We start from the raw sequence: 20,451 nt of genomic DNA on the forward strand, positions 1-20,451 counted from the left end.
ACGCTTGTCAATTCGCGGCGGCTTCCGCCTTGAGTTCCGCCTCGGCCTGTTTGCGCAGCTTGCGCTGCTCGCGTTCGGACAGCGGCTTGTCAGCCGTCACCAACGTCACGATGGCGCACACATTGCCGCGCACCAGGATCTTGCTGTATTTGTCGAACCGCGCCGACCCGCGCGTGTCGATGCCAATCCCTTGCGCGAAGCGGATCTCGGGGCAGGTGCCAAGGAAGCTGGCATAATACCAGTTGCGCTGGCGGTCCTCCAGCCACACGCCACGATCGCTGTCGGCGCGAAAATTGCGGATGCCGCCCAGCGCGGGGAAGCTGATTTCGCCTTCGACGCCTACTTCGCGTTGGGGGGCTTCTTCGGCAGCAAGGGCCAACGGTAAAGCGGCGAGCGCGAGGGCGGAGGCGAATCTCATGATGATTTCTTGTCAAACGCGTCCTGAACCAATGCTGAAGAGCAGTACCGCTCGTCGGCCAATATTGAGAACAGCCCGGTATCGCGCACATGCCCGGTCCACGTGATCCGCTCAGCGCGCAGCACGCCTTCCTTGACCCCGCCCAGCTTGCGCACCGCCGCCTGGCTGCGCGCATTGCGTTCGTCGATGCGGAATTCGATGCGGCGGATGCCGACCGCGAAGGCATGGTCCAGCATCAACCGCTTGATCCGTCCGTTCAGGCCCGTGCCGCGTGCATCGGGGCGGAGGTAACTGTTGCCCAGTTCCACCGTTTGCGCCGACCAGTCGGGGCGCAGCCAAGCGGTCATGCCAACCACCGCCCCGCCCAGCATGATCGCATAGGGCATGCGATGTTCGTGCCCGATTAGTGCGCCAAATGCCGCATCGAAATTGTCGGGGCCGAAGTTGGACGAATAGATGGCCCAGATTTCGCTATCGGCCGCGCAAGCGGCGCGCAGCCCCTCGCGATGCCGATCATTCAGTCTTTCCAGCAGCAGATCAGCATCGCGCAATTCGACATAAAGCGCCTCACGCATCGCCGGCCGCCCGGCGCGCGGCCATGAAATGTTTGCGGCACAGCGCAACATAGCGGTCGTTGCCGCCCACTTCGGTCTGTGCGCCGTCGAGCACAGCGCGGCCGCTGGCATCGACGCGCAGGTTCATGGTTGCCTTGCGGCCGCATTCGCACACGCCCTTGAGCTCGACCAGCGTGTCGGCGATCCCCAGCAGCGCCGCCGAGCCCGGAAAAAGCTGGGCGGCGAAGTCGGTGCGCAGGCCATAGCAGACGACCGGAATATCATCCTCATCGGCCAGGCGCGCCAGATCGAGCACCTGGTCGCGCGACAGGAATTGCGCCTCGTCCACCAGCACGCAGGCGAGCGGGCGCGCACCATGCTCGGCCATCACCGCCGTGCGGATATCCGTATCCGGGTCGAACTTATGGGCGCTGGCGCTCAGCCCGATGCGGCTGGTCACCGCGCCGACATCGTAACGATTGTCGAGCGCGGCGGTCCACAGCATCGTCGCCATCCCGCGCTCGCGATAGTTGAAATCGGCCTGCAACAACGTCGTTGATTTTCCCGCGTTCATGCTGGCGTAGTAGAAGTACAGCTTTGCCATGGGTGGCGTCATAAACAGACATGGCGGCGCTTGCATAGGGGAGGGACCATGGCGTTGACGCTGGTCGCCAACACGGAGTTGATTGCCGCGCTTCTGCTCGCCGCTCCGTCAGCGATATTGGGCAACCGCGTCGACCCCGTCGCGAGCGATGTTGCCGCCAAAGTGTCGTTTCTGGGCTTTGGCAGGCGCACCGCGAGCTTTCCGGCGGTCAGTGGTGCCGTCAAGCTGGTGCCCAGGTAATCCTGCGGCAAACTTGACTCGCCCCGCTGCACTGCCATGCTGGCGATAACAAAAACAATATAGCGGGGGCGGACCATGCGGCTGATGCCGGTTACCGACGCAATGTTTCTGATGAGCGAGACGCGCGAAACGCCGATGCACGTCGGCGGCATCAATTTGTACACGCTGCCTGAGGGCGTCGATGAGGCCGAATGGCTGAACGAACAGCCTGACCTGCTGCGCCAGCCGCAGGGCATTCGCCGCCCTTTTTCCGAAGTGCTTAAGCTGACCCCCTTTGGCCAGTACGGCCCGATCCGGCTGGAACCCGACCGCGACATCGATATGCATTATCATGTCCGCGCTGCCGCGCTACCCAAGCCAGGGCGCTACCGCGAAATGTTCGAGCTGGCCTCACGGTTGCACTCGGGGCTGCTCGACCGGACGCGGCCCTTGTGGGAAATCACGCTCATCTCGGGTCTGCCGAACCGGCAGATCGCGACCTATACCAAAATCCACCATGCGCTGATGGACGGAGCGGCGACCATCCATTTCACCAATTCCATGTTGTCCAACGACCCTGCCGAACGCCGCGCTTCGTCACCGCTGTCGGTCGAGGCCTATGAGGCCTATAAGCGCCGTTTCCCGCCGCCTAAAAAGCCACCGCGCCCCGACCTCACCGACATCAAGGCGATTGGCGATTTCCTGAAGGAGCAATGGGGGAACAGCGTCGGCGTGACCAAGGCGCTGAACCAATACACCGCCGCCATGCTTGGACTGGGCGGCGACGGGCTGGCAACCCCCTTTGCCGGGTTGCCGCGCACCAGCTTCAACCGGAACATCACCGGCGCGCGGCGTTTTGTCGCGCAAAGCTGGTCGCTCGATCGCGTGCGCGCCATGGGCAAGGCCTATGACGGGACCATCAACGATGCGGTGCTGGGCATGTGCGCGGGCGCGATGCGCAAATATCTGCAGTCGCTAAACGAACTGCCCGACAAGCCCCTCAAAGCCATGGCCCCGGTGTCAATCCGCCCGGCCGACGACATTGATTCGGGCAATTCGGTCGCGGCGGTCACGGCCAACCTCGCCACACACATCGACGATCCCGCCGAGCGCATGGCGGTGATCCAGGCATCGATGAACGCAGCGAAGGCACAGCTGCGCGCCATGACCGCCAGCCAGATCCAGCTGTACACCGCCATCACCAGCCTGCCGATGATGCTGACCGCGCTCACCCGAACCGCCGACCGTTTTCCGGCCTATAGCGCCACCATTTCCAACGTGCCGGGCCCGCGCGAGCAAATGTATTGGAACGGCGCGCGGCTGGATGGCATGTATCCCGCCAGCATTCCTGTGGATGGCATGGCGATGAACATCACCCAGGTGTCGAATTACAAAAATATCGATTTCGGCATCACCGCCTGCCGTCGTAGCGTGCCGCATGCCCAGCGGATGATCGACTATCTGGAAGATGCGCTGGTGGAGCTGGAGAAAGCGGCGGGTATCAAGCCGCCCAAGCGCTAGTCGCCCTCGCCGCTCTCCAGATCGCGCGCGACTTTGGGATCGCGCAGCAACGCATCGATATGGCTCGCCTCATCGAAGCTATCGTCGGCGAGGAATTTCAGCTTTGCGGCATATTTCATCCGCACTTTCGCCGCGACAGTCTTTTGCAGGTAAGCGGTGTTGGTGCGCAGCGCCTTCAGCACCGCTTCCTCATCCTTGCCCAGCAACGGTTTCACGAAAACGGTGGCGTGGCGCAGGTCGGGCGACATGCGCACTTCGGTGACGCTGACCGGATGCGCAGTTAGCACATCATCATGGACGTCGCCGCGCATTAAAATGTCGGACAGGATATGGCGCACTTGTTCGCCGACGCGCAGCACGCGGACGGATGGGCCAGCGGGCGTTTCTTTCTTCATGCGCCCGCCCCTTCCTGTTCATCCAGCTTCGCGATTATCCGCGCAATAGAGCGGATATTGCGCGCGGTGCCCTTGCACTGCAACTGCCGTTCGATGAACGCTCCCGTCAGCGTGCTTTGCCCCGCGCCAGCGACATAGTCGATATGCAGTGCGCGATCCCCCAGCGCCATGCGCTCGGGCCCGCGCCCTGAATAGCGCAGCACCATCGCGTCGAACTGCGCCGCCGTCGGCTGCGCCGTCAGGAACATCGTGTGGACCAGATTGGGCGCGCCATCGCTGGCAAAGGGATTGCCCGCCAGCGCAGCCGCCAGCTCGTCGCGGCTGCGCACAAGGGCGGTGCTGGTGAAGCCAAAATGGTCGAGCATCAGCGCGCCCAGCTTCTCGCCCAGCCCGTCGGTGGGGCGCGCATCATGATCGAACAACACATTGCCGCTAGCGACAACGGTTTCAACGTTGCTCAGCCCCTCGCCTTCGAACGCGCGGCGCAGCTCGGCCATCGTCACCCGGTTGCGCCCGACATTGACGCTGCCGAGCAGCGCGACATAGCGCGGCATGCTCCCTGCCCCTTCCGATCAGCGCCAGATCACAACGTCCGTTCGCGTTCCTCGACCTCGAACACTTCCAGCATGTCGCCAGCCTTGATGTCGTTGGTATCCGCCAGCACGACGCCGCATTCGAGGCCCGCGCGGACTTCGTCGACATTGTCCTTGAAGCGGCGCAGCGATGCGATGGTGGTCGCCGAGACGATGACATCTTCGCGCGTGAGGCGCGCGAACAGGCCCTTTTTGATGCTGCCTTCCAGCACCAGCAAACCTGCCGCCTTGTCGCGCTTGCCCGCCGGGAAAACCTCGCGCACTTCGGCGCGGCCGACGACAGTTTCGATGCGTTCGGGGCCAAGCTCGCCTGCCATCTCCTTCGCCACCGCTTCGGTGAGGTGATAGATGACGTCGTAGTAAAGGAAGCGCACCTTGTCGCGGTTGGCCAGTTCGCGCGCTTTCGCATTGGGGCGGACATTGAAGCCGATGATCGGCGCACCGGTCGCCGCAGCGAGCGTCATGTCGCTTTCGGTAATCGCACCGACGCCCGAGGAGAGCACGCGTACGCGGATTTCGTCGGTCGACAGGCGGTTGAGGGCGTTGACGATAGCTTCGGTTGACCCCTGGACATCGGCGCGGATGACGACCGGCCATTCGATGACCTTGGCCTTATCCGCCAAAGCACTGAACATGCCCTCCAAGCTGACCGGGGCCTGCGTCGTGCGCTGGCGCAGCGCGGTTTCGTGGCGATAGGCCGCCACTTCGCGCGCGCGCGCCTCATTTTCCACGACGGTGAGCGTGTCGCCCGCCATCGGCACACCGCCCAGGCCCAGCACCTCGACCGGCATTGAAGGCACCGCTTCCTTGATTTGCTGACCCTTGTCGTTGATCAGCGCACGCACGCGCCCGCTTTCCGCGCCGCACACGAAAATGTCGCCGACCTTCAGCGTGCCGCGACGCACCAATATGGTCGCCACCGGACCGCGGCCCTTGTCGAGCTTGGCTTCGATTACCGTGCCTTCGGCAGCGCGGTCGGGATTGGCCTTGAGCTCCATGATTTCGGCCTGCAACGCGATAGCGTCGAGCAGCGTGTCGAGGCCGGTTTTCTTGAGCGCCGACACTTCGACATCCTGCACTTCGCCGCCCATTTTTTCGACCATGATTTCATGTTCGAGCAGGCGTTCGCGCACGCGCTGCGGGTTGGCGCCATCCTTGTCGACCTTGTTGATCGCGATGATCATCGGAACGCCTGCTGCCTTGGCATGGTTGATCGATTCGATCGTCTGCGGCTTGATGCCGTCGTCGGCGGCGACCACCAAAATGGCAATGTCGGTGACATTGGCACCGCGTGCGCGCATATCGGTAAAGGCTTCGTGGCCCGGCGTATCGAGGAAGGTGACCAAGGCGCCGTCCGGCGTCTTCACCTGATAAGCGCCGATATGCTGGGTAATGCCGCCAGCTTCGCCCGCGACAACGTTCGCGCCGCGCAGGGCATCGAGCAGGCTGGTCTTACCATGGTCGACATGGCCCATGATGGTGACCACCGGCGCGCGCTGGCGCAGCGTTTCGGGCGCATCGACATCGGCGTCGGTATCGATATCAACATCGGCTTCGCTGACGCGCTTCACTTCATGGCCGAATTCGGTCACCAGCAGTTCGGCAGTGTCGTGGTCGATGGTTTCGTTGATGGTGACCATCACGCCCATTTTGAACAACGCCTTCACCAGATCGCTGCCCTTTTCGGCCATACGGTTGGCGAGTTCCTGAATGGTAATGGCGTCAGGGACCACGACTTCGCGCACCTGCTTCTCGCGCGGGCCGCTGTGGCCCATATGCGCGCGCTTTTCCTTTTCGCGGGCGCGCTTCAGCGCAGCAAGGCTGCGCGCGCGGGCGCCTTCGTCCTCGTTCAGCGCGCGGCTGACGGTCAGCTTGCCGGACTGGCGACGGCTGTCGCCCGCGCCTTTGCGCTCGCCCTGCGGCTTCGCGGGCTTGGGTTCTGGGCGCTTGGGCGCGGCAACCGGCGTAAAGCGACGCGGCGCCGGGGTCGGCGTCGCAGCGGCATCGTCACCGGCGTCGGCATCGGCATCGTCACGAGCGACCGGAACCTCAGGCTCAGCCGAATCGACGGCATTTGCGGTTGCGGGCACTTCGGCAACCGGCGCAGGTGCCTCGCTGCGCTGTTCGGCGCGGGCGCGCTCTTGCTCTTGCTGGCGAGCGCGCTCCTGCTCTTCGCGGCGGCGCGCGTCTTCCAGCGCGGCAAGCCGGGCTTCTTCGGCCTCGCGCAGCAATTGCGCTTGCCGTTCCTGCCGCGACATCAGGCTGCTCGCCTCGCTCTGGCGCGGGGCAACGGGGGCAGGCTTGGCAACCGGCGCGGGGGCGGGAGCCGGCGCGGGTTCGGGTGCAACCTCAACTTCGGGCGCAGCTTCGCCGGGGCGGCCGATCAAACGGCGCCGCTTGACTTCAACCACCACAGTGTTGCGGCGGCCGTGGCTGAATTGCTGTTGCACCTGGCCAGCCTCAACCGTGCGCTTCAGCCCCAGCGGCTTGCGCGTCAAGGTCGGCTTGTCCTGTTCGTCACTCATCGAAAACCCACTTATCCTTCAAAAATCATGTCCATCGGCGGATGCAACAGCATCCGCGCCCGTTTCGTTTGCCGGGTCGCCATTGGCGGCGTCCCTAGCCCATCCCAGATAAAACTGCCAGCGGTCCAGCAACGCTTGTACGCGCGCGGCCGCCCGGGCGTCGGTCAACGCCATATGCACGGCATTTTCGCGGCCCAATGCCACAGACAGCGCGCCGCGGTCCACCGGCAAGATGACGCCTTGGACGCCGCTGCCCTCTTGGTCAGAGCCGACACGCCAAGCCTGTGCCAGCTTGCGGCGCCCGTCGGCGGCGGCATCGCTGGCGTGCAGCAGCAAAGCCACCTGCCCGGCGCGCGCCGCCGTTTCGATGCGTTCATTGCCGGTCAGCAAATATCCGCCGCGCGCCTCGAGACCCAGCCGTTCCAATGTCACGCGCTGAAGCGCCGTGGCCACCCGCGCGCCAAGATCGGCCGGAATCGAAATAGCGCTGGTTTTGAACGCGCGCGCCAGAGCGCCTTTAAGCTTGCCCTTCGCCACGGCAGTTTCAAGAGCAACGCGATCGACCGCGATCCATGCGCCGCGCCCAGGCGCTTTGGCCAGGACATCGGGCAGCACGTCGCCGTCCGGTCCAAGCGCCAGGCGCACCTGCTGTTCGGCGGGTGCAACCGCGCCGGTCAAAACGCAGCGGCGTTCGGGTTCATGCTTCCCCCGGACGCGCGGGGGGCGCTCGTCACCTATGCCGGTATCATTGGGAGGGTTCCGCATTGGCGGCCTCCTCAGTGGCTGGCTCGTCTTCGAACCAGTGCGCGCGCGCGGCCATGATGATCTCGTTGCCCTGCTCTTCGGACAGGCCATATTCGCCGAGCACACCGCCCTTGTCTTCGGTGCGTTCGCGCGCCGGGCCGCGGCGGTTGTCCTGCCGCTTTTTGGCAATCAGCTCGTCGGTGGCGAGGTCAGCGAGGTCGTCGAGCGTCTTGATGCCCGCCTTGCCCAGCGTCACCAGCATGGCTTCAGTAAGATGCGGCATATCGGCCAGCGCATCCTCGACACCCATGGCACGGCGTTCCTCGCGGGCCGCAGCTTCACGCTTTTCGAGCGCTTCCAAGGCGCGGCTCTGCAGCTCTTCGGCCAGATCCTCATCAAAACCTTCGATGCTTGCGAGTTCTTCGAGTGCGACATAGCCGACCTCTTCGAGCTCGCTGAAGCCTTCGGCAACGAGCAGCTGCGCGAGCGTCTCGTCGACGTCGAGCTCTTCCTGGAACATGGTCGAACGTTCGACGAATTCACGCTGGCGCTTTTCGCTGGCGTCGGCTTCGGTCATGATGTCGATCTGCTTGCCGGTCAGTTGGCTGGCGAGGCGGACATTCTGCCCGCGCCGCCCAATAGCGAGGCTTAGCTGATCATCGGGAACGACGACTTCGATGCGGCCATCATCTTCGTCGATCACCACGCGCTGCACGGTGGCGGGCTGGAGCGCGTTGACAACGAAAGTAGCGGTGTCTTCGGACCAGGGAATGATGTCGATTTTTTCGCCCTGCATTTCCTGCACAACGGCCTGGACGCGACTGCCCTTCATGCCGACGCAGGCGCCGACGGGGTCGATGCTGCCATCATAGCTGATGACGCCAATCTTGGCACGGCTGCCCGGATCGCGCGCGGCGGCCTTGATTTCGATGATGCCGTCGTAAATTTCGGGCACTTCCTGCGCGAACAATTTCTTCATGAAATCGGGGTGCGCGCGGCTCAGGAAAATCTGGGGGCCGCGGTTTTCGCGGCGCACCGACAGGATGATGGCGCGGACGCGGTCGCCGACGCGCATCAATTCGCGCGGGATTTGCTGGTCGCGGCGGATGACGCCTTCGGCGCGGCCCAGATTGACAACAATGTGCCCGAACTCGACCGATTTGACGACGCCGGTGATAATCTCACTGGTGCGGTCCTTATATTCTTCAAACTGGCGCTCGCGATCGGCTTCGCGCACTTTTTGGAAAATGACCTGCTTGGCCGACTGGGCATCGATGCGGCCAAGGTCAACGGCGGGCAGCGGGTCGACGATGAAGTCGCCAACCTTGGCTCCGGCTTCCAGCTTTTGGCCGGCGGCGAGATCGACCTGTTTGAAATAATCCTCAACCACTTCGACCACTTCGACCACGCGCCACAAACGCAAGTCGCCGGTCTGCGGATCGAGCTTGGCGCGAATGTCGTTTTCGGCACCATAGCGGGCACGCGCGGCGCGCTGGATTGCTTCCTCAATCGCCTCGATGACGATCGCCTTGTCGATCATCTTTTCGGTGGCGACGCTATTGGCAATCGCCAGCAGTTCGGCCTTGTTGGCGGAAATGGCAGTGGCCATCAGTCCTGTCCTTCTTCTTCAAATTCGTCCGCGCCTTCGGCAGAGAGCGGGACGGTTGCGGCAATTAATTTGTCGGTCAGCACCAGCTTGGCGCTGTCAATATCGGCGAACGGCAGGCGATGGTCCATGCCCTGCCGGTCGGTCAAAGTGATGACGCCGTCCGCGTCGATGCCAATAAGCTCGCCCTGAAACCGCTGGCGGCCGTCACGCTTTTCCTTCAGCGCAATCTTGGCCTCATGCCCCGCCCAGTCGGCAAAGTCGGCGAGTCGCGTCAGCGGGCGATCGATGCCCGGCGATGACACTTCCAGCCGATAGGCGGCATCGATCGGGTCGCGCCCTTCGGCCTCCAGCGCGTCGAGACGGTCCGAAATGCGGCGCGACAGTTCGGCGCAATCGTCGATGCCCAGCTGGCGCGTGTCGGGGCGCTCGGCCATTACCTGCAGCGTCGGATCGCTATCGCCGCCAAAGAAAGCAACGCGCACCAGCGACAGGCCGAGCGCGTCGGCTTCGGGTGCAATGATCGCGGTAAGGGCGTCGAGATCGACCAAGCGGCTTTGTCCAATTTGCGACCGGAAAGCCCAAGCAGAAACGGCCGCCGCGGCCCGCGGCCCCGACGTCCCAACTGGCTAACCATGTCAAGAAGTGACGACGATATAGGCCGGTCTGGCCGCAAGGGCAAGTGCCCTCTCGCCATTTGACGGTTACGCCCCTATATCGCGGATTATGTATAACTATGTCGAAGTAGCGGGCGGTGAGACGCTGGCCCCATCGCCCGTGCGTGACGGGACAATCAAGCTGCATGATGCGGCCGGATTTGCGGGCATGCGCGCGGCCGGCCGGGTGTCGGCGGATATCCTGGACGCGCTCACCGAATTTGTCCGTCCCGGCGTGACCACCGCGCAGATCGACGATTTTGTGCGCGAACGCATGCTGGCGGCGGGCGGTGTGCCCGCGACGCTGGGCTACCGCGGCTATACGCACAGCTGTTGCACCAGCATCAACCACGTCGTGTGCCACGGCATCCCCAACGACAAGCCGCTGAAGGATGGCGACATCATCAACATCGATGTCACCACCATTTTGGACGGCTGGCACGGCGACACCAGCCGCATGTATTTTGTCGGCGATGTGCCGCTGCGCGCGCGCCGGCTGGTCGAGGTGACCTATGAATGCATGATGCTGGGCATTGAAGCGGCACGTGCAGGCAACACAATGGGCGACGTCGCGCACGCCATCCAGACGCATGCCGAACGGCACCGTTATTCGGTAGTCCGAGATTTCTGCGGCCATGGGCTTGGCCGCCTGTTCCATGATGCGCCCGAAGTGGTGCACGCCGGCCGCCCCGGCACCGGGCCCGAGCTCAAGCCCGGGATGTTCTTCACGATCGAGCCGATGATCAACCTCGGCAAGGCAGCGGTAAAGGTGCTTGACGACGGTTGGACGGCGGTGACCCGCGACCGCGGCCTATCCGCCCAGTTCGAGCACAGCATCGGGATTACCGAGGGCGCACCCGAGATTTTCACGCAGAGCACAAAGGGCCTGAACTGCCCGCCATGGTGAGTTTCAAATCACCACTTGCCTGAATCACTGCTTCGTTTCACTTTCCCCACATAAAAATGGGAGAGGGTTATGGGGAATTGGACAAAGCGCGGCGCGGCCGCGCTAGGCTGCGCGTTGGCGTTGGCAGTGGCGGGTTGCGGCGAAAGCGCGCCGCAGATCGACGAACAGGAAGCTGCCACCGCAAAATTGCTGTCGACCGGCGGCAATGGCGACAATTGGGGCGCCATCGGCTTTTCTTATGACGAACAACGCCACAGCCCGCTGACCGACATCAACGATAGCAATGTCGGCAGCCTCGGGATCGCCTGGTTTGCCGATCTGGATGACGCGCGCGGCCAAGAAGCGACCCCGGTCGTGGTCGATGGCACCATGTATGTCACCCACGCCTGGTCAAAGGTTTCGGCATGGGACGCTGCTACCGGCAAATCGCTGTGGAAATATGATCCCGAAGTCCCCGGCGAAAAGGCGGTCAACGCCTGCTGCGATGTCGTGAATCGCGGGGTGGCGGTGTGGGGCGACAAATTGTTCGTCGGCACCATCGACGGACGGCTGATCGCGCTTGACCGTTTGTCGGGCAAGGAAATCTGGTCCGAACAGACGACCGACCGCGACCGCCCATACACCATCACCGGCGCGCCGCGCGTGGTGAAGGACATGGTGCTGATCGGCAATGGCGGGGCAGAGATGGGCGTGCGCGGCTATGTGTCGGCCTATAACGCCGACACCGGCAAGCTGATCTGGCGGTTCTACACGACACCCAATCCTGACAAGAAAGAGGACGGCGCGGCGAGCGATGCTATCTTTGCCAAATCGGGCAATGCCACCTGGTCCGACAAGGGCGAATGGCAGACCTCGGGCGGCGGCGGCACCGCGTGGGACGCCATCGTCTATGACCAGAAACTCGACCAGATTCTGATTGGTGTCGGCAATGGCAACCCTTGGAACCACGGCACAAGATCAAATGGCGAGGGCGACAATTGGTTCCTGTCGTCGATTCTGGCGCTCGACGCGAGCACAGGCGCTTATAAATGGCATTATCAGGAAACGCCGGCCGAGACCTGGGATTATACCGCGACCCAGCCAATCATTCTGGCGCAGCAGCAGGTGGGCGGCAAGGATACGCCCGTCCTCTATCACGCGCCCAAGAATGGCTTTTTCTTCACGATCAACCGCACAAACGGCAAGCTGATCGACGCCAAGCCCTTTGTCGACGGTATCAATTGGGCGAGCGGCTACGACATGAAAACGGGTCGACCGATCGAAAATCCCGAAGCGCGTTTCTACAAGACCGGCAAGCCGTTCATCGGCAACCCCGGCGCGCTGGGGGCGCACAATTGGCACCCGATGAGCTATAATCCCAAGACGGGGCTGGTATACATTCCAGCGATGCAAATCCCGCAGGCCTATATCGCCGAACAGGGACCGCTCGATGCGCGCAAGCCAGTGGGCTTCAATGTCGGCCTGTCGCTGCTGGCCGGCGCAGCGCCCGATGATCCGGCGATCCACCGCGCCGGCGTCGCCATGACCACCGGGCGGCTGGTGGCGTTCGATCCGCGCGCGGGCAAGGTGGCGTGGAGTGTCGATTATCCCGCGTCGTGGAACGGCGGCACGCTGACCACCGCTGGCAATCTGGTGTTTCAGGGCACCAGCCTGGGCCGCTTTCGCGCCTATGCGGCCGACACGGGCAAGCAATTGCTCGACCTCGACCTGCAATCGGGCATCGTCAGCGCGCCGTCGACCTTCCGCGTAAAGGGCGTGCAATATGTGGCGTTCATGACCAGCAAGGGCGGGGCATTCCCCCTGGTTGCCGGTATCGCGGGCGGCGCGACGCGCAAGGTGCCCAACATTCCGCGGCTCGTGGTGATGAAATTGGGTGGTTCCGTGCAACTCCCCGCGCTGCCGCGCGCCACCGCCATCGACTGGACCCCGCCAGCGCGCATCGGGACGGCGGCTCAGGTGGCGCAGGGCAAGGCCTTTTACACCCGTTATTGCACCGTGTGCCACGGCGATAGCGCGGTGGGCAACGGCTTCACCCCCGATCTGCGCATCTCGGCCACGCTGGCCAGTTCCGAGGCCTGGAACGATGTGGTCATTGGCGGCGCGCTGAAAAGCCGGGGCATGGTGGGCTTTGGCAATGTCCTCAAGCCCGCCGACGCCGAAGCGCTGCGCGCCTATGTGATCGAACGGTCGAATTGGACGAAAGCCAATCTGGCCAGCGAGACGGCGCCAGTAGGGCGGTAGGGCTTCGTCATTGCGAGGAGCGTAGCGACGAAGCAATCCAGAGCAGTGACAAGTCGCTCTGGATTGCTTCGCCGCGCTCGCAATGACCGCAAAACACTTGCCGCTTTTTTGAGCATATTTGCGGCGGAGTTGCCCAAACTGGCGGCAGATTGGGGCGGGTTGCGCCGACACCTGCACCCCCCGCCCGCGATTTCCACAATTGGCACGGGTCTTGATTGGTGGAATAGCGATGGGGACGGGTCGAATCGACCGGGCCGGACGGGGATTGCCCGATCCGGCCAATGGCGTAACCGGCACCGTGTCTGTCCATGAGAGGGGTCAGGGCGTGAAGAAAATCGAGGCGATCATCAAACCCTTCAAGCTCGACGAGGTGAAGGAGGCGCTGCACGACGTCGGCGTTTCCGGTATCACCGTGACCGAAGCCAAGGGATTCGGACGGCAGAAGGGGCACACCGAACTGTATCGCGGTGCCGAATATGTTGTCGATTTCCTGCCCAAGGTGAAGCTGGAGGTTGTCGTTGAGGATAGTCTGGCGGAGCGGGTGGTCGAAGCCATCGCCGCCGCCGCCCAGACCGGCCGCATCGGCGATGGCAAGATTTTCGTCATCCCCATCGAAAGCGCGCTGCGCATTCGCACCGGCGAACGCGACGGCGACGCCATCTAACCCTTTTGAACATACGCAATAACCGCAGAAAAGGACGCAATATCATGGCCACCAGCCCCAAGGACATTATCAAGCGCATCAAGGAAAACGAAATTGAGTGGGTCGACCTGCGCTTCACCGACCCCAAGGGCAAATGGCAGCATCTGACCATGTGCGCCGGCGTGATCGATGAAGACGCGCTTGAAGACGGGTTGATGTTCGACGGGTCGTCGATCGCCGGGTGGAAGGCGATCAACGAGAGCGACATGATCCTGAAGCCCGACCTTGAGGCGGTGTATGACGACCCCTTCTCGGCGACGCCCATGCTCGTCATCTTCTGCGACATTGTCGAACCTTCGACCGGCGAAGGTTATACCCGCGACCCGCGCACCACGGCCAAGCGCGCCGAGGCCTATCTGGGCTCAACCAAGATTGGCGATACCGTCTATGTCGGGCCGGAAGCCGAATTCTTCATGTTCGACGATGTCCGCTTTGAAACCGGCTATAACAAGTCGGGCTTCGAGATCGACGATATCGAACTGCCAACGAACACCGGGCGTTCGTATGAAAGCGGCAACCTCGCCCACCGTCCGCGCGCCAAGGGCGGCTATTTCCCCGTCGCGCCGGTCGACAGTGCCGTCGACATCCGCGCCGAAATGGTTTCGACCATGTTGGAAATGGGTCTGCCGTGCGACAAGCACCATCACGAGGTTGCCGCCGCGCAGCACGAGCTGGGCCTGACGTTCGGCACGCTGACGCAGACCGCCGACCGCATGCAGATTTACAAATATGTCGTGCACCAGGTCGCGCACGCCTATGGCAAGACCGCGACGTTCATGCCCAAGCCGATCAAGGACGATAACGGCAGCGGCATGCACACGCACATGTCGATCTGGGAAAAGGGCAAGCCGCTGTTCGCGGGGAACGGCTATGCCGGCCTCTCCGACATGTGCCTTTACTACATCGGCGGCGTTATCAAACACGCCAAGGCGCTCAACGCCTTCACCAATCCCACCACCAACAGCTACAAGCGGCTGGTGCCGGGGTTTGAGGCACCGGTGCTGCTCGCCTATTCGTCGCGCAACCGTTCGGCGAGCTGCCGCATCCCCTATGGTGCGGGCGCCAAGGCGAAGCGCGTCGAGTTCCGCTTCCCCGACGCGATGGCCAACCCTTATCTCTGCTATGCGGCATTGCTGATGGCGGGGCTCGACGGCATCCAGAACAAAATCCATCCCGGCGATGCGATGGACAAGAACCTCTATGACCTGCCGCCCGAGGAACTGAAAGAAGTGCCGACCGTATGCGGTTCCTTGCGCGAGGCGCTGAACGCGCTGGCCGACGACCATGACTTCCTGTTGAAGGGCGACGTGTTCACCAAGGACCAGATCGAAGCCTATATCGAGCTGAAATGGGAAGAGGTTTTCGCCTGGGAAATGGCGCCGAGCCCGGTTGAGTTCGACATGTATTACAGCGCTTAATCGGCGTTTACTGAAGAAAATAGAGAAAGGCCCGGGTGTAAGTCCGGGCCTTTTTTTTGCCAGCGCAGTGACGCCATCGACAGGTGTCGTAGCAAGCGCTACAACCGCGCCTTGAGCTCCGAAGTGGGAAAAAGCGCGATGGACGGCAAAGTGAACGGGATCCACTGGTCGGCGAGCGGCGTGCCAGACCCGGCGCGGCCCAGCCTGTTGTTCATTCACGGCGCCGGAGGCAATCGGGCGGCGTGGTGGCAGCAATTTTCTGCCTTTGCGCCGATGCATCATGTCATCGCCTATGACCTTCCCGGCTTTGGCCAGTCTGATCCGTTGGTGTCGGCCGATTGGCGCGCCGAAATGGTCGGCGCAGCGACGGCTGTGTTGGCTGCGGCGGGGGCGGCGCGCGCGCATGTGATTTGCCAGTCGCTCGGCGGCTGGACCGGAGTGCGGCTGGCGCTCGAACGGCCCGATCTGGTTGACAGGCTGGTGCTGTGTTGCACGCTAGCGGGCATCGCGCATCCCCCGGGACTCGCAGCCTTTGCCTCAGCCTTTGCCCAGATGGACGAGCGCGGACCGGCGTCTATGGGATTGACCCCGGCGTTCGAGGCCGAAGCGCCGCTGATGGCCCTGCTCTATCGTGAAGTGGGGGCGTTTAACCCGCAACAGGATGCGGCGCTGGCGCAGCGCCTGTTCGACCCTGACTTGCTGGTATCGCCTGACGCGCTGGCGGCGATTGCCGCGCCGGTGCTGCTGCTGTCGGGGGCCGAAGACCCCATCTGGCCGCCCGAATCGCTCACCGGGCTGGTGCCACATTTTGCCGATGCACGGCAGGCGGTGATCACAGGCACAGGGCACTCGCCATATTTCGAACGTCCCACCGCCTTCAACGCGCATATCGCGGAATTTCTGTCGCTTGACGCCTGATAGCTTTAGCTTGGTTGCTGACAGGCTTGGCCGCTCCTGCTAATCGCGCGGCATGACTTACAATCTTTCTGGCCAGCTCATCACCCTGTTCGGCGGGGGCGGATTTGTCGGGCGCTATGTGGCGCAGCAATTGCTCAGCGCCGGGGCGCGGGTGCGCATTGCGCAGCGGCAGCCAAAGCTTGCCGAGTTTTTAAAGCCGCTGGGCAATCTGGGGCAGACGCAGTTTGCTGCCGTCGATGTGCGCGATATGGCTTCGGTCGCGCGCGCGGTCGCGGGCAGCGATGCCGTGGTCAATCTGGTCGGGGCGTTTAGCGACATGGCGGCGGTCCAGCATCGCGGCGCCGCCAATATCGCCAATGCGGCGCGCGATGCGGGCGTCACGCAGCTGGTGCAGGTGTCGGCAATTGGCGCGGATGTGAACAGCCCTGCCGAATATGGCCGCAGCAAGGGGCTTGGCGAAGCCGCGGTGTTGGCGGCAGTGCCGACCGCGACCATCTTGCGCCCATCGACCGTCTTCGGGCGCGAGGACCAGTTCATCAACCGCTTTGCCGGGATGATCCGCATGACGCCCGTCGTTCCACTGGTCGCGGGAACGGCCAAGTTCCAGCCGGTCTATGTCGGCGATGTGGCCAGTGCGGTCCGCGCGGCGTTAACCGACCATGCGGCAGCAGGGCGCACTTATGAACTCGGCGGACCGCAAATCCTGTCGATGGAAGAATTGTTCCGCTGGATCGCGCGCGCAATCGGGCGCGACCCGCTGTTCGCGCCCGTTCCCGATGCCGTGGCAGCGGGGATGGCACGCTTCACCGGATGGCTGCCCGGCGCGCCGATTACCTGGGATCAGTGGCTGATGTTGCAAAAGGACACGGTTGTTGCACCCGGCGCAGCGACCATTGGCGACCTCGGCATCGCCGCAACTTCGCTTGAGGCGGTCGCGCCCGAATGGCTGGTCGCCTATCGCCGCCATGGCCGCTTCGCTGCGATAGTCAAGAACTAGGTCCGTATCGGTCCTTTTATTATTCTATTGTTGCGCAATTTGGCGACATCGCGCCTTTGGTGTCAATTTTAGGTCAGCATTGCTGACTTAATATGCATTTATCGCGTGACAAAAGGCCTGCGCCGCGCCAGCGAACTCCCCAATTGAGGGGTTTTCGCCGATGGCCGCCGAACGCATGCTGAAATTCGTCCAGCAAGGACAAGCTTATCCCGACAAGCGGGAGCCACAGGCACGCGCGCAGGATTTCCGGGAGATCGCCAACCGCTATGCCGCCGCCGAGGCCGATGAGCAGGCGGCACGCTGCTCGCAATGCGGCGTGCCTTATTGTTCGGTGCACTGCCCGCTGCAGAACCATATCCCAGACTGGCTGCGCCTGACCGCCGAGGGGCGGCTGCGCGAGGCCTATGAGCTGTCCAATGCGACGTCGACCATGCCCGAGATTTGCGGCCGCATCTGTCCGCAGGATCGGCTGTGCGAGGGCAATTGCGTCATCGAGTTTTCCGGCCATGGCGCAGTCACCATCGGCAGCGTCGAGAAGTATATCACCGACACAGCGTGGGAAGAGGGCTGGGTCGAGCCGCTTGTCCCGGGCCGCGCGACCGGCCAGTCGGTCGGTGTGATCGGCGCCGGGCCAGCGGGGCTGACAGCGGCGGAATATTTGCGCGCTGCCGGGCATGAAGTCACCGTCTATGACCGCCACGACCGCGCGGGCGGGCTGCTGACCTATGGCATCCCCGGTTTCAAGCTGGAAAAGCCGGTGGTCATGCGCCGCATCGAGCGGCTCGAGGCGGGCGGCATTATCTTTCAGCTGGGGTTTGCGGTCGGGCGCGAGGCGACGCTGGCCGAGCTGCGCCAGCGCCATGATGCAGTGCTGATCGCCACCGGCGTATATAAGGCGCGCGCCATCGCCGCGCCCGGGGTGGCGCTGCCCGGAGTGGTCGAGGCGCTTGATTATCTGATCGCGTCGAACCGCAAGGGCTTTGGCGACAGCGTGCCCGATTTCGACAGCGGCGCGCTCGACGCCAAGGGCAAGCATGTTGTGGTCATTGGTGGCGGTGATACCGCGATGGACTGTGTCCGCACGGCGGTCCGGCAGGGCGCAGCGTCGGTCAAATGCCTCTATCGCCGTGACCGCGCCAATATGCCGGGCTCTCAGCGGGAGGTCGCCAATGCCGAGGAGGAAGGCGTCGAATTTGTCTGGCTGTCCGCCCCGGCCGCGATGCTGGGCGACGAGCGGGTCACCGGCGTGCGGGCCAATGGCATCCGGCTGGGCGCACCGGACGTCACCGGCCGCCGCGCGCCCGAGGTCGACCCTGAACGGCAATTCTCCCTGCCCGCAGACCTCGTCATCAAGGCGCTGGGCTTTGATGCCGAGGATCTGCCGCACATGTTTGGCGAACCGGGCTTAAGTGTAACACGTTGGGGCACTTTGCGCGTCGATCATGCCACCATGATGACCAGCCTTGACGGTGTCTTTGCCGCCGGTGACATAGTGCGCGGAGCCAGCCTGGTTGTCTGGGGCATTCGCGATGGTCGTGATGTCAGCGAGACGATGCAGCGCTGGCTGAAAGCGCGTGCAACCGCCGCGCAGGTTGCGGCCTGACCGGGCCGGAGGGGAAAATGACGATGCTTAAATCCTTGCTAAAATCGGCGGCAGCCCCGCTGGCGTTGCTGACGCTGACCGTACCCGCGCACGCCGCCGATCCGGCGATGGGCGGACCGGGCGCAGCGAACAGCGAAGCTGCGCTGATGGAGATGTTCAGCAAGTTGTTCGATACCGGCGACAAGACGCCGATCGAGCCCGCGCAGCTCGCACTGGGTCAGGCAACCGCGGCCAAGCTGCTGCCCGATGGCGCCTATGGCAAGATGATGAACGACATGATCGGATCCTTCATCAAGCCCATGCTGCAGCTCGACGAGAATATGTCCGGCAACCAGATTGCGATGAAGACCGGCGTCGATTTTGAAAAGGCCAATGCGCTGACCGACGAACAGCGCGGCGCGGTGATGGCCATCCTGGATCCGGGCCGCAAGGCCCGCAATGAAGGCATGTTCGAAGTGATGACCCCGCTGCTGCTAGAGGTTGGCAAGGCGCTTGAAGGGCCCATGCGCGAGGGGCTAGCGCGCGCCTATGCCCGCAAATTCACCGCCGATCAGCTGACCACGGTCAACGCTTTTTTCGCGACTCCAGCGGGCAGCGCCTTTGCCGCCGAGAGTTTCGCCATTCAGGGTGACCCCGAAGTGCTGTCGGCGACCTTTCAGGCCATTCCGGTAATGATGACCAAGCTGATGGGCAGCGCGGGCGATCTGGAAAAGCAGATGAATGCCCTGCCCCAAGAGCGCAAGCTGACCGAACTTAGCAACGCCGAACTGGCGCAGCTCGCCAAGATTTTGGACACTACGGTCGATGCGCTGAAGGATTTTAGTAGCAACAGCGATACGGTGACGATCGATATGTCATCGGCAGCCGATGCTGCCGCCGATGCAGGTGAAGCTGTCGATGCCGCCGCCATGGATGCGGGCGATGCCAGCGAGCCCTGGTTCGACCGCGACAATTGGGACCCCGCCGATCGTGCGCGCGTCGAAGCATTGGAAAAGCAGACCAGCGACACCATCAGCGCGCAAATCGAAGCCGAAGAAGCCGCCATTGCCAAAGTGCGTGCAGCGATGACCGCCAAGAGCAAGTGAGGAGCCAGCCTATGTCCAAGAAATTGTTGCTCGCCGCATCGCTCGCCGCTTCGTCCGTTTTCCTCGCAGCACCCGTTGCGCTGGCCCAGACCGAGGCTGGGGCCTTGTCACCCGCCGCGCAGCGCTTTGGCACCTTGTTCGTGCCGACCGAGCTCAGCATCGAAACGGCCGTGGCCGGGTTCAACAAGGAGTTCGAACCTGCCATGCGCGCCGACGCCAATGTAGTCGCATTGGACCAGCGCTTTCCAGGCCTGATCGAGGTTGCAGGCAACGCCGGACGCAGCACGATGGAACGCGTGCTGCGCGCGCGCATCCCCGAAACGCAGCGCCGCGTCGGCGCACTTGCCGCGACGCGCCTGTCGCCCGCCGAGCTGGATGTGACCAACGCCTATCTTGGTTCGCCTGCCGGACAGCGGCTGCAGCGCATCATGGCCGAAACCGCCGACGGATCGGCGTTGACCCAGACAATACGCGACACCGGCGAAATCCCGCAGATGGATGGCAAGCAGGTGATGGCGATGGTCAACCCCGCGGCGCTGTCGCGCCTCAGCAAGGAAGATCTTTCCGCGCTGATCCAGTTCAGTGCCTCGCCCGCAGGCCGCAAATTCGACGCCGCCGGCGGCCCTTTCGCCGAACTGGTGGCCAGCGAAATGAACGTGATGATCGAGGCGATGAAGCCCGAGATTGAGCAGGCCGTAACGACGGCGATCATGGCGCATCTGGGGCGGAAGTAAGCGCAAGCCC

The 20,451-nt window shown here is 63.3% G+C and carries 20 protein-coding genes; 11 read left to right on the top strand and 9 right to left on the bottom strand.

From position 1 onward, the window contains the following. Positions 1-7 precede the first annotated feature (7 nt). Genes AC2TC0_RS13170 through AC2TC0_RS13180 form a run of 3 tightly spaced genes read right to left on the bottom strand, consistent with a single transcriptional unit; the run spans position 8 to position 1,576 of the window. Positions 8-418: a DUF6491 family protein gene (locus AC2TC0_RS13170; RefSeq protein WP_484717974.1), complete on the bottom strand. Its 411-nt coding sequence runs from the start codon at positions 416-418 to the stop codon at positions 8-10. Then, positions 415-993 carry a GNAT family N-acetyltransferase gene (locus tag AC2TC0_RS13175; protein ID WP_484717975.1) on the bottom strand — a complete coding sequence of 193 codons (579 nt, stop codon included), beginning with the start codon at positions 991-993 and terminating at the stop codon, positions 415-417. Before AC2TC0_RS13175 ends, AC2TC0_RS13170 begins: the two co-directional genes overlap by 4 nt. Continuing rightward, positions 986-1,576, bottom strand: coding sequence for a thymidine kinase (locus AC2TC0_RS13180; RefSeq protein WP_484717976.1), 591 nt, complete (start codon positions 1,574-1,576; stop codon positions 986-988). The genes AC2TC0_RS13175 and AC2TC0_RS13180 overlap by 8 nt, the downstream gene beginning before the upstream one ends. A gap of 48 nt (positions 1,577-1,624) precedes the next feature. Between AC2TC0_RS13180 and AC2TC0_RS13185 the strand changes: the two genes are divergently transcribed. Both AC2TC0_RS13185 and AC2TC0_RS13190 read left to right on the top strand, forming a co-directional pair. Further along, complete coding sequence (locus AC2TC0_RS13185; protein WP_484717977.1) at positions 1,625-1,816, top strand: hypothetical protein; 192 nt, start codon at positions 1,625-1,627, stop codon at positions 1,814-1,816. A gap of 75 nt (positions 1,817-1,891) precedes the next feature. Beyond that, positions 1,892-3,316, top strand: a complete 1,425-nt coding sequence (locus tag AC2TC0_RS13190; RefSeq protein WP_484717978.1) for a WS/DGAT/MGAT family O-acyltransferase — start codon at positions 1,892-1,894, stop codon at positions 3,314-3,316. On the opposite strand, the gene rbfA is transcribed toward AC2TC0_RS13190, so the two are convergent. Genes rbfA through rimP form a run of 6 tightly spaced genes read right to left on the bottom strand, consistent with a single transcriptional unit; the run spans position 3,313 to position 9,730 of the window. Next, positions 3,313-3,711, bottom strand: coding sequence for a 30S ribosome-binding factor RbfA (gene rbfA, locus AC2TC0_RS13195; RefSeq protein ID WP_484717979.1), 399 nt, complete (start codon positions 3,709-3,711; stop codon positions 3,313-3,315). The genes AC2TC0_RS13190 and rbfA overlap by 4 nt on opposite strands. Next, a complete protein-coding gene (locus tag AC2TC0_RS13200) occupies positions 3,708-4,265 on the bottom strand; it encodes a DUF1697 domain-containing protein (RefSeq protein ID WP_484717980.1) in 558 nt (185 codons plus the stop codon). Before AC2TC0_RS13200 ends, rbfA begins: the two co-directional genes overlap by 4 nt. Positions 4,266-4,294: 29 nt before the next feature. Further along, the gene (gene infB / locus AC2TC0_RS13205; protein WP_484717981.1) at positions 4,295-6,829 is read right to left on the bottom strand and encodes a translation initiation factor IF-2; all 2,535 of its coding nucleotides are present in this window, start codon (positions 6,827-6,829) and stop codon (positions 4,295-4,297) included. An 18-nt stretch (positions 6,830-6,847) separates the two neighbouring features. Continuing rightward, on the bottom strand, positions 6,848-7,594 hold the full coding sequence (locus tag AC2TC0_RS13210) for a DUF448 domain-containing protein (protein WP_484717982.1): 747 nt from the start codon (positions 7,592-7,594) through the stop codon (positions 6,848-6,850). Then, complete coding sequence (gene nusA / locus AC2TC0_RS13215) at positions 7,575-9,182, bottom strand: transcription termination factor NusA (protein ID WP_484717983.1); 1,608 nt, start codon at positions 9,180-9,182, stop codon at positions 7,575-7,577. The genes AC2TC0_RS13210 and nusA overlap by 20 nt, the downstream gene beginning before the upstream one ends. Then, positions 9,182-9,730 carry a ribosome maturation protein RimP gene (gene rimP / locus AC2TC0_RS13220; RefSeq protein WP_484717984.1) on the bottom strand — a complete coding sequence of 183 codons (549 nt, stop codon included), beginning with the start codon at positions 9,728-9,730 and terminating at the stop codon, positions 9,182-9,184. The genes nusA and rimP overlap by 1 nt, the downstream gene beginning before the upstream one ends. 175 nt (positions 9,731-9,905) lie before the next feature. Here rimP and map point away from each other — a divergent pair, with 175 nt between their 5' ends. From map to AC2TC0_RS13265, 9 genes are all read left to right on the top strand, one after another. Further along, on the top strand, positions 9,906-10,742 hold the full coding sequence (gene map, locus AC2TC0_RS13225; protein WP_484717985.1) for a type I methionyl aminopeptidase: 837 nt from the start codon (positions 9,906-9,908) through the stop codon (positions 10,740-10,742). A 69-nt stretch (positions 10,743-10,811) separates the two neighbouring features. Next, positions 10,812-12,983 carry a PQQ-dependent dehydrogenase, methanol/ethanol family gene (locus tag AC2TC0_RS13230; protein WP_484717986.1) on the top strand — a complete coding sequence of 724 codons (2,172 nt, stop codon included), beginning with the start codon at positions 10,812-10,814 and terminating at the stop codon, positions 12,981-12,983. A 325-nt stretch (positions 12,984-13,308) separates the two neighbouring features. Next, on the top strand, positions 13,309-13,647 hold the full coding sequence (locus AC2TC0_RS13235) for a P-II family nitrogen regulator (RefSeq protein ID WP_484718136.1): 339 nt from the start codon (positions 13,309-13,311) through the stop codon (positions 13,645-13,647). 44 nt (positions 13,648-13,691) lie between these two features. Beyond that, a complete protein-coding gene (gene glnA, locus AC2TC0_RS13240; protein WP_484717987.1) occupies positions 13,692-15,104 on the top strand; it encodes a type I glutamate--ammonia ligase in 1,413 nt (470 codons plus the stop codon). Positions 15,105-15,242: 138 nt separating this feature from the next. Beyond that, a complete protein-coding gene (locus tag AC2TC0_RS13245; RefSeq protein ID WP_484717988.1) occupies positions 15,243-16,022 on the top strand; it encodes an alpha/beta fold hydrolase in 780 nt (259 codons plus the stop codon). Between the two features lie 52 nt (positions 16,023-16,074). Next, entirely contained in the window at positions 16,075-17,019 is a 945-nt protein-coding gene (locus AC2TC0_RS13250; RefSeq protein ID WP_484717989.1) for a complex I NDUFA9 subunit family protein, read from the top strand. A gap of 160 nt (positions 17,020-17,179) precedes the next feature. Next, positions 17,180-18,622 carry an NAD(P)-dependent oxidoreductase gene (locus tag AC2TC0_RS13255; RefSeq protein ID WP_484717990.1) on the top strand — a complete coding sequence of 481 codons (1,443 nt, stop codon included), beginning with the start codon at positions 17,180-17,182 and terminating at the stop codon, positions 18,620-18,622. Between the two features lie 17 nt (positions 18,623-18,639). Further along, entirely contained in the window at positions 18,640-19,707 is a 1,068-nt protein-coding gene (locus AC2TC0_RS13260; RefSeq protein WP_484717991.1) for a DUF2059 domain-containing protein, read from the top strand. 11 nt (positions 19,708-19,718) lie between these two features. Next, entirely contained in the window at positions 19,719-20,441 is a 723-nt protein-coding gene (locus AC2TC0_RS13265) for a hypothetical protein (RefSeq protein WP_484717992.1), read from the top strand. Positions 20,442-20,451 lie beyond the last annotated feature (10 nt).

It is taken from the genome of Sphingopyxis sp. sgz302558, from assembly GCF_057220455.1.